The sequence below is a fragment of the Modestobacter sp. SYSU DS0657 genome, from assembly GCF_054050925.1.
This window is the reverse complement of the sequence record NZ_JBJHAG010000003.1, coordinates 118167-131000: the sequence shown is the minus strand read 5'-3', so window position 1 is coordinate 131000 and position 12834 is coordinate 118167. Positions and strand designations below refer to the sequence as shown.

Here is a 12834-nt window from a genome sequence, read left to right as displayed (position 1 = left end):
CGCTGACCGTACGACGTCACGCCGTGTCCAGCAGCTCCCGGCAGACGGCCAGCAGGCGTGCGCGCAGCACCGCGCCGCGGGCGGCGAAGCCGCGCTGGGCGGCCACGTACTCGGCCTTGCCCTCCGGTGTCTCGATCGCCACCGGGGAGTACCCGTGCGCGGTCAGGTCGTAGGGGGACGCGCGCATGTCCAGCTCCCGCACCTCGGCCGCGAGCGCGAAGCAGTCCGCCAGCAGCTCACCGGGGACGGCGGGGCTGAGCTTGTACGCCCACTTGTAGAGGTCCATGGTGGCGTGCAGGCAGCCGGGCTGGTCCATCAGCGGCTGGGTCTCCCGGGTGGGCCGCAGCGTGTTCCGCGGGGCGCCGGCGCGGGTGAAGAAGCGGTAGGCGTCGATGTGGCTGCACTGCACCCGGTGGGAGTCGACCACCGCGTCGGTGCCCGCCTGGCCCAGCCGCAGCGGCAGCGGGTGGCGCACCTCGCCGTCCTCGGGGCGGTAGAGCATCGCCCACTCGTGCAGGCCGAAGCAGCCGAACTGGCCGGGGCGGGAGGCGGTGCCGCCGAGCAGCCCCTCGATCCAGCCGACCGCAGTGCGCCGTTTGGCCAGGAACGCCGGGCGGTCCAGGCCCACGCCGCCCGGCAGCTCCGCGTAGAGCGGCCAGGTCAGCCGCTCGCCCGCGGCCTGCCCGCTGAGCACCGCGCCCACGCCGGGGTGCCAGCGGCGCAGCCGGCCGGGCGGCTCGGAGTAGTAGGTGAACAGGAAGTCCAGCACCGGGTGCGCGACCCCGGCCCGCCGGCGCTCGGCGTGCGGCACCAGCCAGGTGTCCATCCGCGCCCGGTGCGCCGTCTCCCGGGCGCGCCACTCCTGCTCGGGCAGCACCGTCGGCGCGGTGTCGAGCAGCGGGTGCACCGGCCCAGGGTAGGTCGGTGCACCCGGTACCCCTGACACGTGTCACGGGTGCCCGGTGAGCCGGGGGGCGCAGCTGGTGACAGCCGGCACCTGTGCCGGGCCGGGGGCCCCGGCACCGTCGGAGGTGCGTTCGTCAGACCGGCCCGACGGTGGCCGGCCGCGCACCCGAGGAGGCCGACCGTGCAGCCCACCGCCCCACCGATCCCGCCGCCGTCCGGGCCGAGCACCGCGCCCGCGGTGGAGGTCCGCGACCTGCGCCGCAGCTACGGCGACTTCGCGGCGGTGCGCGGCGTCTCCTTCGAGGTCCACCCCGGCGAGGTGCTCGCCCTCCTCGGGGTCAACGGCGCCGGCAAGACCTCCGCCCTGGAGGTGCTCGAGGGCCTCGCTCCCGCCGGCGGCGGCACCGTCCGGGTGCTGGGCATGGACCCGGTCGCCGACCGGGCGCGGGTCCGCCCGCACCTGGGCGTGCTGCTGCAGGCCAGCGGCCTGCCCGGCGACCTCACCGTCGCCGAGACCCTGCGCGCCTGGGCCGGCACGCTGACCGCGCCCCGGCCCGTCGTCGAGGCGCTGGCCCAGGTCGGGCTCACCGACCGCGCCGACGTCCGGGTGCGCAGCCTCTCCGGCGGCGAGCGGCGGCGGCTGGACCTCGCGCTGTCGTTGCTCGGCCGGCCCGCCGTCGTCGTCCTGGACGAGCCGACCACCGGCCTGGACCCGGAGTCCCGCCGGCGCGTCTGGGAACTGGTCCAGGGGCTGGTGGCCGAGGGTGCCGCGGTGCTGCTGACGACCCACCACCTGGAGGAGGCCGAGGAGCTCGCCGACCGGGTCGCGATCATGCGCGCCGGGCAGGTCGTGCTGTCGGGCACCCAGGCCGAGATCGCCGAGACCCAGCCGGCGACCATCCGCTTCGGCCTGGACGACGACGCACCCGAGCCGCCGGTGCCCGCCGGTGTGCAGGTGATCAGCCAGGGCCAGCGGGTCGAGTGGCGGACCCGCGCGCTGCAGCCGGTGCTCGCCGAGCTGCTGGCCTGGGCCGCTGCGCACGGGGTCGTCCTGCGGACCCTGCTGGCCCGCGCCGGCTCGCTCGAGCAGGCCTTCCTCGCCGTCGCCGACGGCACCGACCCGCACGGAACCCCGGAGGAGAACCGATGAGCGCCGTGACCCCCGATCACCGGACCCTCGACCGCCCCGCGAGCGGACCGTCCCGGCTCTCCCGGGTGTGGTCGCTTGCGTCGGCCGAGACCCGGCTGCTGGGCCGGAACCGCACCGCGTTGGTGAACTCGGTCGTCCTGCCGCTGCTCTTCGTCGCGGCCGTGCCGGCCCTGGGGCTCGACGCGGGCGAGTTCCCCTTCGGCGCCCGGCTGCTGGTGACCGCCGTCGGCATCAGCCTGGTGATGCTGACCTACTACAACATGGTCACCACCTACGTCGCCCGGCGCGAGGACCTGGTGCTGCAGCGGATGCGCACCGGGGAGCTGACCGACGTCGAGGTGCTCGCCGGCACCGCCGCGCCGACCGTGTTCGTCACCCTCGGCCAGGTGGTGGTCGTCGCCGTCGGGGTCGTGCTGCTGGGCGAGTGGGCGGCACCTGCCGACGTCGTCCTGCCGCTGCTCGCCCTGCTGGCCGGGACGCTGCTGATGGTGGTGCTGGCCGCGGCGAGCACGAGCTTCACCCGCACGCCGGAGTCCGCGCAGATCACCACGTTGCCGATCATCGTGGTGTCCACCGGGCTGTCCGGGGTCTTCTACCCGCTGTCGGTGCTGCCCGACACGCTCGGCGCGATCGCCCGGTTCCTGCCGCTCACCCCCGTGGTCGAGCTGCTGGAGCTGGGGCTGGCCGGCCAGACCTGGCAGGGCGACGCCGTCGACGGCAGCGTCTGGCCGCACGCCGGCTTCCCGCTCGCGGTGCTCGGTGGCTGGCTGGTCGTCGGCGCGATCGCGGCACGGCGTGGGTTCCGGTGGGCACCACGTCGGTGAGTTCGGGCGTGCCGGCCGGTAGGGCAGCATGACCGCCGTGCCGACCGTCTCGCGCTGGTGGAGCAGCCGCACGGCGCCGCAGCGGATCGACCTCTACACCCGGTGGTCGTTCTACGTGTGGCTGGGGGCCGGGCTGCCGCTGTTCGCCCTCGCCCTCGTCGCCCCGGTGTCGACGAGCGCACCGGCGCTCGGCGTCGCGGTCTTCCTCGGCGGCTGCCTGGTCACCGCGGTCGTCGCCATCGCGCTCGCTGCGCGGGGACTCGACGCCCACCGGCACTCCGGGCACGTGCCGGTCCTGCTGGTGGCGGCCGCCTTCGGTGTCGCGCTGGTGACCGGCGTTGCCGGGGCGTGGTCGGCCACGGGTGGGCAGTACACGCCGGAGGGGCCCTGGGCGCTGGTGATGCCGCCGGGCATGGTGCTCACCGCCTGCACCACCGTGTGGCGCACCCGTCGGCTCGTGGTGCCGTGTCTGGTGATCAGCGCCCTGGGCGGCGGTGCGGCAGTGGCCGACGGCGCCCCGGTGGGCGCTGCCGCGGCCCTGGGTGCCGTGCTGGCCGTGGTCGTCTACGCCACCGTGCTGGCCTTCCGCTTCTCCGTGTGGGTGCTCGACGTGGTGGAGGAGATGGATCACACCCGGGGGGTGCAGCTGCAGCTGGCCGTCGCCGAGGAGCGGCTGCGGTTCGCCCGCGACCTGCACGACGTGATGGGCCGCAACCTGTCGGCCATCGCGGTGAAGAGCCAGCTGGCCGGTGAGCTGGTGCGCCGGTCGCGTCCGGAGGCCGCCGACGAGGTCGCGGACATCAGCCGGATCGCCGAGGAGTCGCTGAAGGAGATGCGGGAGGTGGTCCGCGGCTACCGCAGCACCGACCTCACCGGCGAGCTGGTCGGCGCGCGCTCGGTGCTGCGCGCCGCCGGGGCGCTCTGCACGGTGCAGGGTGAGGACGCCGCGGGCGAGCTGCCCGAGGCCGTGCAGGCGGCGCTGGGCTGGGTGGTCCGGGAGGCGGTCACCAACGTGCTGCGGCACAGCGACGCGAGTGACTGCACGATCAGGCTCGAGCGGAACGGAGGCGAGGTGCGGCTGACCGTGACCAACGACGGGGTGACCAGCGATCCGGGGCCCGGCACCGGGCTGACCGGACTGCGCGAGCGGCTGGCCGGGGCCGGCGGGTCACTGGACGCCGCCCGGCACGGCGACCGGTTCACCCTCACCGCCACGCTGCCCGCCGGGGGTGCCGCGTGAGCAGAGGGGACAGGGTGATCCGGGTGCTGCTGGCCGACGACGAGAACCTGGTCCGCTCCGCCTTCGCCGCCCTGCTCGGGCTGGAGGACGACGTCGAGGTGGTCGCCCAGGCGTCCTCCGGCGCCGAGGCCGTGGCCATGGCGCGGGCGCACACGCCGGACGTCGCCGTGCTGGACCTGCAGATGCCCGACCGCGACGGCATCGGCGTCGCCGGCGAGCTGCGCACCGTGGTGCCCGCGTGCGAACTGGTGATCGTCACCGGCCACGGCCGGCCCGGGCACCTGAAGCGGGCGCTGGAGGCCGGCGTCCGGGGCTTCCTCCCCAAGACGGTGAGCGCCCCCGTGCTCGTGGAGGTGGTGCGCACCGTCCACCGCGGTGGCCGCTACGTCGACCCCGAGCTCGCCGCGGAGGCGATCAGCGCCGGGGACAGCCCGCTGACCCCGCGGGAGGCCGACGTCCTGGAGCTCGCTGCCGGCGGCGCCCCGGTCGAGGAGATCGCCGCCCGCGCGCACCTCTCGGCCGGCACGGTGCGCAACTACCTGTCGGCGGCCGCCGCCAAGCTGGGGGCGGGCAACCGGCACGCGGCCGTGGAGGCCGCGCGCCGGCACGGCTGGATCTAGGAGCCGGAGTTGCCGGGGCGGGTCAGCTCGTCGTCCCGCTGGGCCGCGTCGTCGGTGAGCAGCACGGTGTCCTTCTCCCCGCCGTCACCGCGGTCGTGGCCGGGGGTGCCGTCGACCAGGTCGCCGTCGGGGTCGGAGGTGGCGGGGGAGTCGTGGTAGCCGCTGTCGCTGGGTTCGGTCACGGGGTCTCCTCGGGTGGGGTCAGGACGGGTCGGCGCGCTGGGCGAGCGAGGGCTCGGTCGGCGTCCGCGCGGGCTGCTCGTCGTCGGAGGCGGCGTCCCGGGCGATCGCCTCGTCCGCCGTCAACGGCACGTCGGCGAAGGAGTCGGTGCCGCTGCTGCTGTTGTCGCCGGTGCCCGATGCGGTCGGCACGTCCTGCTGGATGCGGTCGCTGCCTTGTGGCTGGCTCATCGCTGTCCTCCTCGGTGCGTCGTCCCTGCGGCCATGCCCAGCCCGCCCCCCGGCCATGCGGTCGCGCTCAGAACGCCGCCTCGTCGACCTCCATCAGCGCGTTGTCGGTGTGCTCGGCGAGGTACCGCTCGCTGGTCAGCTTCGGCAGCACCTGGCTGCAGAAGAAGCGGGTGGCGGCGAGCTTGCCCTCGTAGAAGTGCCGGTCCCGCTCGGACACGTCACCGGCGAGCGCGGCCAGCGCCACCTCCGACTGGCGGACCAGGAGCCACCCGGTGACCAGGTCACCGACCGCCAGCAGCAGCCGGCTGGTGTTCTGACCCACCTCGTAGAGCTTCGTGCGGTCCTCGTTCGCGGCGGTGAGTTGACCGAACATCGCGGTGAGCATCCCCTGCACGTCGCCCAGGGCGGTGCCGAGCAGCGCCCGCTCCTCCTTGAGGCGGCCGTTGCCCGCGTCGGCGGTGACCGTGGCCTGGATCTGCTCGGCCAGCCAGGTCAGCGCCACCCCGCCGTCCCGGACGATCTTCCGGAAGAAGAAGTCCTGGCCCTGGATCGCCGTCGTCCCCTCGTACAGGGTGTCGATCTTGGAGTCGCGGATGTACTGCTCGACCGGGTAGTCCTGCAGGTAGCCCGAGCCGCCCAGGGTCTGCAGCGACTCGCTGGTGAGCAGCTGCGTGGCCCGCTCGGAGCCGTACCCCTTCACCACCGGCAGCAGCAGGTCGTTCACCTTCGCCGCGAGCACGGCCTCCGGGCTGTCCGGGGTGCCGGCGGCCTCGGCCTCCATCACCTGGTCGCGGAAGGTGGCGGTGTACAGGTACAGCGCCCGCATGCCCTCGGCGTGGGCCTTCTGCAGCATCAGCGAGCGCCGGACGTCGGGGTGGTGGGTGATCGTGACCCGCGGGGCGTCCTTCGATGTGGCGGTGAGATCGGCCCCCTGCACGCGCTCCTTGGCGTAGGCGAGGGCCACCTGGTAGCCCGCCGACAGGGTGGCGATGGCCTTGGTGCCGACGAACATCCGGGCGTACTCGATGACCGTGAACATCTGGGCGATGCCGTCGTGCACGTCGCCGACCAGCCAGCCCTTGGCCGGGACCGGTCCGTCCCCGAAGGTGAGCTCGCAGGTGGTGGACACCTTCAGCCCCATCTTCTTCTCGAGGTTGGTCACGTGCACGCCGTTGCGCTCGCCGAGCTCGCCGGTGGCCAGGTCGACGTGGAACTTGGGGACGACGAACAGCGACAGCCCCTTGGTGCCCGGGCCGGCGCCCTCGGGGCGGGCCAGCACCAGGTGGACGATGTTGTCGCTGAGGTCGTGCTCGGCCGAGGAGATGAACCGCTTCACCCCGGTGATGTGCCAGGACCCGTCGGGCTGCTGCACCGCCCGGGCCCGCCCGGCACCGACGTCGGAGCCCGCGTCCGGCTCGGTGAGCACCATGGTCGCGCCCCACAGGTGCTCGATCATCAGCTCGGCCAGGCGTTGCTGGGCCGGGGTGCCGAGGGAGTGCAGGATCGCCGCGAAGGTCGCGCCCGAGCCGTACATGAACACCGCCGGGTTGGCCCCGAGGATCATCTCGAAGGCCGCCCAGCGCAGGCTGAACGGGGCGCCGAAACCGCCGAGCTCCTCGGGCAGGTCCAGCCGCCACCACTCGCCGGCCTCCACCGCCCGGACCGACTCCTTGAACGACTCCGGGAGCGTCACCGAGTGCGTGACCGGGTCGAAGACCGGCGGGTTGCGGTCGGCGTCGGCGAAGGAGGCCGCCAGCGGCCCCTCGGCGAGACGCCGGACCTCCGCCAGCACCCCGCGGGCGGTCTCGGCGTCCATCTGCTCGAAGGGTCCGGTGCCGAACCGGTCCTTGGTGCTCTGGAACTCGAAGAGGTTGAACTCGAGGTCGCGGAGGTTGGCCGTGTAGTGGCTCATGCAGAGCGCTCCTGGGTGCGGGGCCGGTCGGCACGGGCGGTCTACCCGCGGGTAACAAACGCTATTACCGGCTGGTAACCGGGAGCAAGCACCTCGCGCCCCGTCCCCGCTTTCCGCGCCGAAAGCGGTGGCCCCCTCCTCGCTTTCCGCGCGGAAAGCGAGGACTTCGACCCCGCTTTCCGCGCCGAAAGCGAGGAGGGTTGGGTGGCGCGGCGGGTCAGTCGGGGTCTGCGGAGCCGCCGTCCCGGGAAGCGTCGGGCTCGGTCTCCGGCGGCGGGCTCACCGGCCCGGCCATCCCGTCGGCGTCGTCGTCACCGGGGGACGGCGAGGCGGCGCTGCCGAGCGGACCGACGTCGCGGGCGTCGTCAGATGCAGGCGTGTTCATCGCCCAAGTCTGCGCGCCCGCCGATCCGCTGGGGAGCGGCCCGATCGGACCGGTCAGAGGTAAGTGGGATCCGGGGTGCGCAGGTGCCGGGCGAGGAGGGCGATTCCCTCCTCGGGTCGGACACAGACGCCCTGGACCAGCAGTCGCAGCTGGGCCGCCCGACGGGTGCGCTCCCGGATCGCCCCGGTCAGCTCCATGAGGTCCCGGGGGTCGGCGTGCCGGTGCACCTCGCCGTCCCGTTGGGCCTGGACCCACAGGTCCGCCATGGCTGCGTCGAAGGCAGCCTTCGGGCCGTGGATGGGGGCGGGCACCCGTCCGATCCGGATGCCGGCCGCCGCGATGAAGCCGTTGTCCGCGCTCACCATGCGGGAGAAGGTGTCGGTGAGCTGCACGATCCGTGAGAGTGCGGTACCAGCCACGACCGGCTGGCGGGCCAGCTCGTTCATCTCGCCCCACCGCTGTACGGAGACGGCGTCGATCAGGCTGCCCTTGTCGGGGAAGTGCCGGTACAGCGTGGAGATGCCGACCTGGGCTCGGTCGGCGATCGACCGCACCCCCACGCTCGGCCCGTCGGCCGCGACAGCGTCCCGTGCTGCGCGCAACAGCCGTTCGACGTTCTCCGCCGCGTCGCTCCGGGCCATGGCTCCCCGCTCCCTCCCGACCTGGTGTCAGGGAAGTGGGAACTTAAGCAGTGTTTGTTACCGCTTTGCGGCGATGACGTAGCGCTGTTTCCCAGACTCCTCGCACTGCCCGGCCTGGTCCGCCAGCCCGGGCACCGGACCAGGACGTCGGGCGCGGGCCCCAGCCCGCGATCCGGCCGGGCTGAACGCGAGGTGGACCGCTCCGATGCAGCTGTCGCACAGAACGGGGCCGCGCGGCGGCGTCGGTGACCGGGACGGCGGACGCCCGTGGACTCGCTGATCTCCTTCGCGCTGTCCACCGCCAACCTCTTCGGGTTCTACGCGCTGCTCGCGCTCGGCCTCGGCCTGGTCTTCGGCCAGCTCGGCGTGGTCAACGTGGCGCACGGCGACCTGGTGATGGTGGGCGCCTACCTCATGTACGCGCTGGCACCCGTCCCCTTCGTCCCACGGGTGCTCGTGGCGGTGCTGGCCGCCGTCGCGCTGGGCCTGCTCGCCGAGTGGTCCGTGCTCCGGGAGCTGTACAGCCGGGGCATGCTCGCCACCCTCCTGGCGATGTGGGGCCTGGGCATCGTCCTCCGGCAGCTGGCCGAGGCCGTGTTCGGGGCGACGCCGCGGTCGGTCGACGCGCCCGTCGTGGGCAGTACCCAGGTGTTCGGCGTGCCGTTCCCGACCTACCGGCTGGTGGCCACCGGGGTCTCCCTGGCCGTCGTCGTGCTCGCCCTGCTGGTGGTCTACCGCACCACCCTCGGTCTCAAGCTGCGGGCCTCGATCGGCAACCGCGAGATGGCCGCGGTGCTCGGGATCCCGCCCCGGCTGATGATCGCCGGCACGTTCGCCGTCGGCACCGTCCTGGCCGTGCTGGCCGGCGCGTTGCAGAGCCCCACGCTCGGCCTGACCCCGGGGATGGGGGTCGCCTTCCTCGCCCCGGCGTTCTTCGCGGTCCTGGTCGGCCGCCCGGGCTCGCTGACCGGCCCGGTGGCCGGTGCGTTCGTCGTCGCCCTCCTGTCCTCGCTCCTGCGGCGGTACTTCACCGAGACCGTCGCCGAGCTCCTCTTCTTCGCCGCTCTCGTCGTCCTCATCGCCGCCCGCCCCGCGGGCCTGTCCTGGAGGTTGCCCTCGTGGTCCACAAGAACTCGGAACGTCGCGTGACCGGCTCGCGTCGGGTCGCGCTGGCCGGCGGCAGCGCCCTGCTGCTGGCGCTCTCGGCATGCGGCGGCTCGATCGGCGGCGGAGGAGGTGACGCCGAGCAGGGCGGCGCCCAGGAGCCGCTCAGGATCGGCTTCCTCGCACCGGTGACCGGCCCCGCGGCGCCGGAGGGGCTCGCGATGAAGCAGGGCTTCGACCTGGCCATCGAGGACATCAACGCCGACGGCGGGGTGTTCGGTCAGCCGGTCGAGGTCGTGTTCCTCGACGACCAGGCCGACCCGGCCACCGCCACCCAGGCGGCCCAGCGGCTCGTGCAGCAGGAGGAGGTCGACTACGTCTTCGGGACGATCACCGACGACACGACCATCGCCGTGGCGAACGTCGCCGAGCAGGCCGGTGTCCCGATGTCCCAGGCGATCGCCACCGCGCTGGACTTCTGCAGCCCGCACTTCTGGCCTTTCGGCGAGACCCCCGCCCAGCTCCTGACCGACCTGGTGCCGACGATGATCGAGCAGTTCGGGCCGGACGTGGCGCTCGTCGGCAATGACTACGTCTTCCCGCGCACCTACCACGAGACGGCTCGCGGGCTGGTCGAGGCCGCCGGCGGCATCGTTGTGGCCGAGGAGTACTCCCCGCTCGGGACCTCGGACTGGCAGCCGGTGATCAGGAAGCTGACCGACGCCGACCCCGACTGGATCCTCTCCGCCGTCGTCGGAGGCGACGCGGTCTCGCTGGTGAAGCAGGCCGACCAGTTCGGGCTGCTGGAGGGCCGCGGCCTCACCGGGACGTCGGTGGACCAGCAGTTCTACCCCGGCCTCGGCGCCCTGCTGGACGGCCGGACCCAGGTGGTCAGGTACACCGACCAGGCCCCGGGTGAGGCCAACGAGGCCTTCGTCGAGCGGTACCGCGAGGCGTATGACACCCAGGACCCGATCTCCGGGGTGGCCGGCAACGCCTACGTCGGCATGCGGTTCATCGCCGAGGCCTTCGAGCAGGCGGGCTCCACGGACGCCGACGCGGTGAGCGAGCAGATGGGGCAGCTGGAGCACGACGGCCTCACGGGGACGGTGAGCTTCGACGCGGAGGACCACGTGAGCCAGGCGCCGATGTTCCTCACCAGGATCGACGGGGGCGCCTACCGGGTCCAGGAGGAGCTCGGCGTCGTCGAGGACGACCAGACGAAGGACTGCGGGTGATCTCCGACCTGCGCGGCCGGTTCGGGGCCGGACACGCGGTGGCGCTGGCCGCCGCGGTCCTGGCCCTGGCCGCGGCCCCCTTCGTCCTGCTGCCCTACCCCCTGGCACTGCTGACCCTGGCCCTGGTCTACGGCCTGTTCGCCTTCGGTCTCGACATCGCCTGGGGCCGGGCGGGCGTGGTCAGCATCGGTCACGCGGCCTTCTTCGGCATCGGCGCCTATGGCTCGGCGATCGCCGCGGCCCACGGCCTGCCGATGGTCCTGGGCGGCGCTGCCGGAGTTCTCGCCGCAACGCTGGTGGCGGTCCTCGTGGGGCTGGCCGGGCTCGGACGGCGCGCCATGCCGGCGACCATGGCGGTGCTGACCCTCGCTCTGACGCTGGTCATGAGCCAGGGGGCACGGTCCTGGACGACGCTGACCAACGGCACGAACGGGCTGGTCGTGTTCTCCGGCAGCGGCGTCGTCGGCAGTTACTACCGGACCGCCGCGGTCGTGGTCGTCACCGTGCTGGTCGTCTGGTTCGTCGTGCTGCGCGGGCCACTCGGACGGCGGTTCCTCGCCGTCCGGACCGACCAGCAGCGCGCCGAGCACCTGGGCATCGACCCGCGCCGGGTCAAGACGACGGCCCTGGCGGTGAGCGGCGCGGTGAGCGCGGTGGCCGGCGCCGTCGCCGCGCCCGTGATGGGCCTGGTCTCACCATCGGCCGCCGGCATCGTGCTGTCCACGGAGGTCCTGGTCTGGCTGGCCGTCGGTGGTCTGGGAACCATCTCCGGCGCGTTCCTCGGCGCGGGGCTGGTCACGTTGGGCGAGCAGACGCTGGGCGACCTGCTGGGCAGCTGGTACCTCCTGCTCATGGGGGTGTTGTTCCTGCTCGTCGTCCGGTTCGCCCCGGAGGGGCTGGTCGGGCTGGGGCGCACCCTGCTCCGCAGGCCCATGCGGGAGAAGGCGGCCGGCGGTGCGCTGCTGACCGGCGCGCTGCGCCCCGTGACCGGGCTCCTACCGGTGGACGCCACCGCCCCCGCGGTCGACGTCCACGACGTGGAGAAGGACTTCGGACCCGTCCCGGTCATCAAGGGCATCGACCTGCGCGTGGCCAGTGGGGAGGTCGTGTGCCTGATCGGGCCGAACGGTGCCGGGAAGTCCACCTTCCTCGGCGTCCTCGCCGGCGAGCACCTGCCCGAGCAGGGACGTGTGCACCTGTCCGGGCAGGACGTGACGACCCGGGCGCCGTACGAACGCGCTCGGCTGGGCCTGGGGCGCCTGTTCCAGGTTCCCAGCGTGTTCCTGGACCTCACGCCCGCGCAGAACCTCGCGATCGCGCGGGCCGAGGCGGTGCAGGAGCCGGTCTCCCTCCCGCTCCTCGACCGGTTCCGCTCCGCCGACGACGCGCCCGCCAGCGAACTCTCCCTGGCCGATCGGCGGGCGTTGGAGCTGGCGATGGTGCTCTGCTGGGGGCCGCGGATCCTGCTGCTCGACGAGCCGGCCGCCGGGCTCTCGCACGAGGACTCGATCGCGCTCGCCCGGACGCTCCGGGAGGTCGCGGAACGGACCGGCTGCACGCTGATCGCGGTCGAGCACGACATGGAGATCGTCCGCGAGCTGGCCGACCGGGTCGTCGTGCTGGCGGACGGCCGGGTCCTGGTCGAGGGCTCGATGGCGGAGGTCTCCGCCCACGACGAAGTGCGACGCGCCTACCTGGGGGTGGCCTGATGCTCGAACTGTCCTCGCTGACCGGTGGCTACAAGGACACCCGCATCGTCAACGACCTCTCGCTGCAGGTGCAACCCGGTGAGATCGTCGGGATTCTTGGCCGCAACGGCGTCGGCAAGACCACCCTGCTGAAGAGCCTGTTCGGACTGTGCCGGGTGTTCTCCGGTCAGGTGCGGATCGACGGGGCCGCGGTGCCCGCGGGCCGGCCTGAACTGATGGCCCGGGCCGGCTTCACCCTCATGCCCGACGACCGCGGTGTCTTCCCGGACCTAACGATCAGGGAGAACCTCCGGCTGGCCACCCGTCGGGGCTACCGGCCGCCGGTCGACGTGGAGGCGATCTACCCGCTGCTCCGGGACCGGGTCGACCAGGCGGCCGGCACGCTCAGCGGTGGACAGAAGCAGCAGGTCGGGCTCGCCCGCGCCCTGCTGGCGGGATCCCGGCTGATCGCCGTCGACGAGTTCTCCCAGGGCCTGCAGCCCTCGGTGGTCGACGACTCGATCGCTGCACTGCGGACCGTGGCCGACTCCGGTGTCGCCGTCCTCCTGGTGGAGCAGGGCCCGGAGATCCCGCTGCGGGCCTGCGACCGCATCGTGGTGATGGTCAAGGGCGCGGTCGTGCTGGACACGCCCGTCGCCGACCTCCGCGCCGACCCGTCCCGGCTGACCGACCTGCTCGTCGTGACCTGACCACC

The 12834-nt window shown here is 73.5% G+C and carries 14 protein-coding genes; 8 read left to right on the top strand and 6 right to left on the bottom strand.

What is annotated here, in order from left to right; all coding sequences use genetic code 11:
- Positions 1 to 16: 16 nt before the first annotated feature.
- Positions 17 to 907 carry a 3-methyladenine DNA glycosylase gene (locus ACI79A_RS03375; protein WP_457079924.1) on the bottom strand — a complete coding sequence of 297 codons (891 nt, stop codon included), beginning with the start codon at positions 905 to 907 and terminating at the stop codon, positions 17 to 19.
- 180 nt (positions 908 to 1087) lie between these two features.
- Between ACI79A_RS03375 and ACI79A_RS03370 the strand changes: the two genes are divergently transcribed.
- Genes ACI79A_RS03370 through ACI79A_RS03355 form a run of 4 tightly spaced genes read left to right on the top strand, consistent with a single transcriptional unit; the run spans position 1088 to position 4740 of the window.
- Positions 1088 to 2056 (top strand): ABC transporter ATP-binding protein, encoded by a 969-nt coding sequence (locus tag ACI79A_RS03370; RefSeq protein ID WP_457079922.1) that lies wholly within the window; start codon positions 1088 to 1090, stop codon positions 2054 to 2056.
- A complete protein-coding gene (locus ACI79A_RS03365) occupies positions 2053 to 2880 on the top strand; it encodes an ABC transporter permease (RefSeq protein WP_457079920.1) in 828 nt (275 codons plus the stop codon). The genes ACI79A_RS03370 and ACI79A_RS03365 overlap by 4 nt, the downstream gene beginning before the upstream one ends.
- Before the next feature lie 37 nt (positions 2881 to 2917).
- The gene (locus ACI79A_RS03360) at positions 2918 to 4120 is read left to right on the top strand and encodes a sensor histidine kinase (protein ID WP_457079918.1); all 1203 of its coding nucleotides are present in this window, start codon (positions 2918 to 2920) and stop codon (positions 4118 to 4120) included.
- Positions 4117 to 4740 carry a response regulator gene (locus ACI79A_RS03355; RefSeq protein ID WP_457079916.1) on the top strand — a complete coding sequence of 208 codons (624 nt, stop codon included), beginning with the start codon at positions 4117 to 4119 and terminating at the stop codon, positions 4738 to 4740. The genes ACI79A_RS03360 and ACI79A_RS03355 overlap by 4 nt, the downstream gene beginning before the upstream one ends.
- On the opposite strand, the gene ACI79A_RS03350 is transcribed toward ACI79A_RS03355, so the two are convergent.
- The 5 genes from ACI79A_RS03350 to ACI79A_RS03330 all read right to left on the bottom strand — a co-directional run bounded on the left by ACI79A_RS03350 (position 4737) and on the right by ACI79A_RS03330 (position 8089).
- Complete coding sequence (locus ACI79A_RS03350; protein WP_457079914.1) at positions 4737 to 4922, bottom strand: hypothetical protein; 186 nt, start codon at positions 4920 to 4922, stop codon at positions 4737 to 4739. The genes ACI79A_RS03355 and ACI79A_RS03350 overlap by 4 nt on opposite strands.
- A 19-nt stretch (positions 4923 to 4941) precedes the next feature.
- Positions 4942 to 5151: a hypothetical protein gene (locus ACI79A_RS03345; RefSeq protein ID WP_457079912.1), complete on the bottom strand. Its 210-nt coding sequence runs from the start codon at positions 5149 to 5151 to the stop codon at positions 4942 to 4944.
- A 67-nt stretch (positions 5152 to 5218) separates the two neighbouring features.
- The gene (locus tag ACI79A_RS03340; RefSeq protein WP_457079910.1) at positions 5219 to 7063 is read right to left on the bottom strand and encodes an acyl-CoA dehydrogenase; all 1845 of its coding nucleotides are present in this window, start codon (positions 7061 to 7063) and stop codon (positions 5219 to 5221) included.
- A gap of 217 nt (positions 7064 to 7280) precedes the next feature.
- Positions 7281 to 7448 (bottom strand): hypothetical protein, encoded by a 168-nt coding sequence (locus ACI79A_RS03335; RefSeq protein WP_457079908.1) that lies wholly within the window; start codon positions 7446 to 7448, stop codon positions 7281 to 7283.
- A 53-nt stretch (positions 7449 to 7501) separates the two neighbouring features.
- Positions 7502 to 8089, bottom strand: coding sequence for a TetR/AcrR family transcriptional regulator (locus ACI79A_RS03330; RefSeq protein WP_457079906.1), 588 nt, complete (start codon positions 8087 to 8089; stop codon positions 7502 to 7504).
- A 267-nt stretch (positions 8090 to 8356) separates the two neighbouring features.
- On the opposite strand from ACI79A_RS03330, the gene ACI79A_RS03325 reads away from it, so the two are divergent.
- The 4 genes from ACI79A_RS03325 to ACI79A_RS03310 are packed head-to-tail and all read left to right on the top strand — an operon-like array spanning position 8357 to position 12829.
- On the top strand, positions 8357 to 9238 hold the full coding sequence (locus tag ACI79A_RS03325) for a branched-chain amino acid ABC transporter permease (protein WP_457079904.1): 882 nt from the start codon (positions 8357 to 8359) through the stop codon (positions 9236 to 9238).
- On the top strand, positions 9235 to 10431 hold the full coding sequence (locus ACI79A_RS03320; protein WP_457079902.1) for a substrate-binding protein: 1197 nt from the start codon (positions 9235 to 9237) through the stop codon (positions 10429 to 10431). Before ACI79A_RS03325 ends, ACI79A_RS03320 begins: the two co-directional genes overlap by 4 nt.
- Positions 10428 to 12140, top strand: a complete 1713-nt coding sequence (locus tag ACI79A_RS03315; protein ID WP_457079900.1) for a branched-chain amino acid ABC transporter ATP-binding protein/permease — start codon at positions 10428 to 10430, stop codon at positions 12138 to 12140. The genes ACI79A_RS03320 and ACI79A_RS03315 overlap by 4 nt, the downstream gene beginning before the upstream one ends.
- Positions 12140 to 12829, top strand: coding sequence for an ABC transporter ATP-binding protein (locus ACI79A_RS03310; RefSeq protein WP_457079898.1), 690 nt, complete (start codon positions 12140 to 12142; stop codon positions 12827 to 12829). Before ACI79A_RS03315 ends, ACI79A_RS03310 begins: the two co-directional genes overlap by 1 nt.
- The last annotated feature ends 5 nt before the right edge of the window (positions 12830 to 12834 follow it).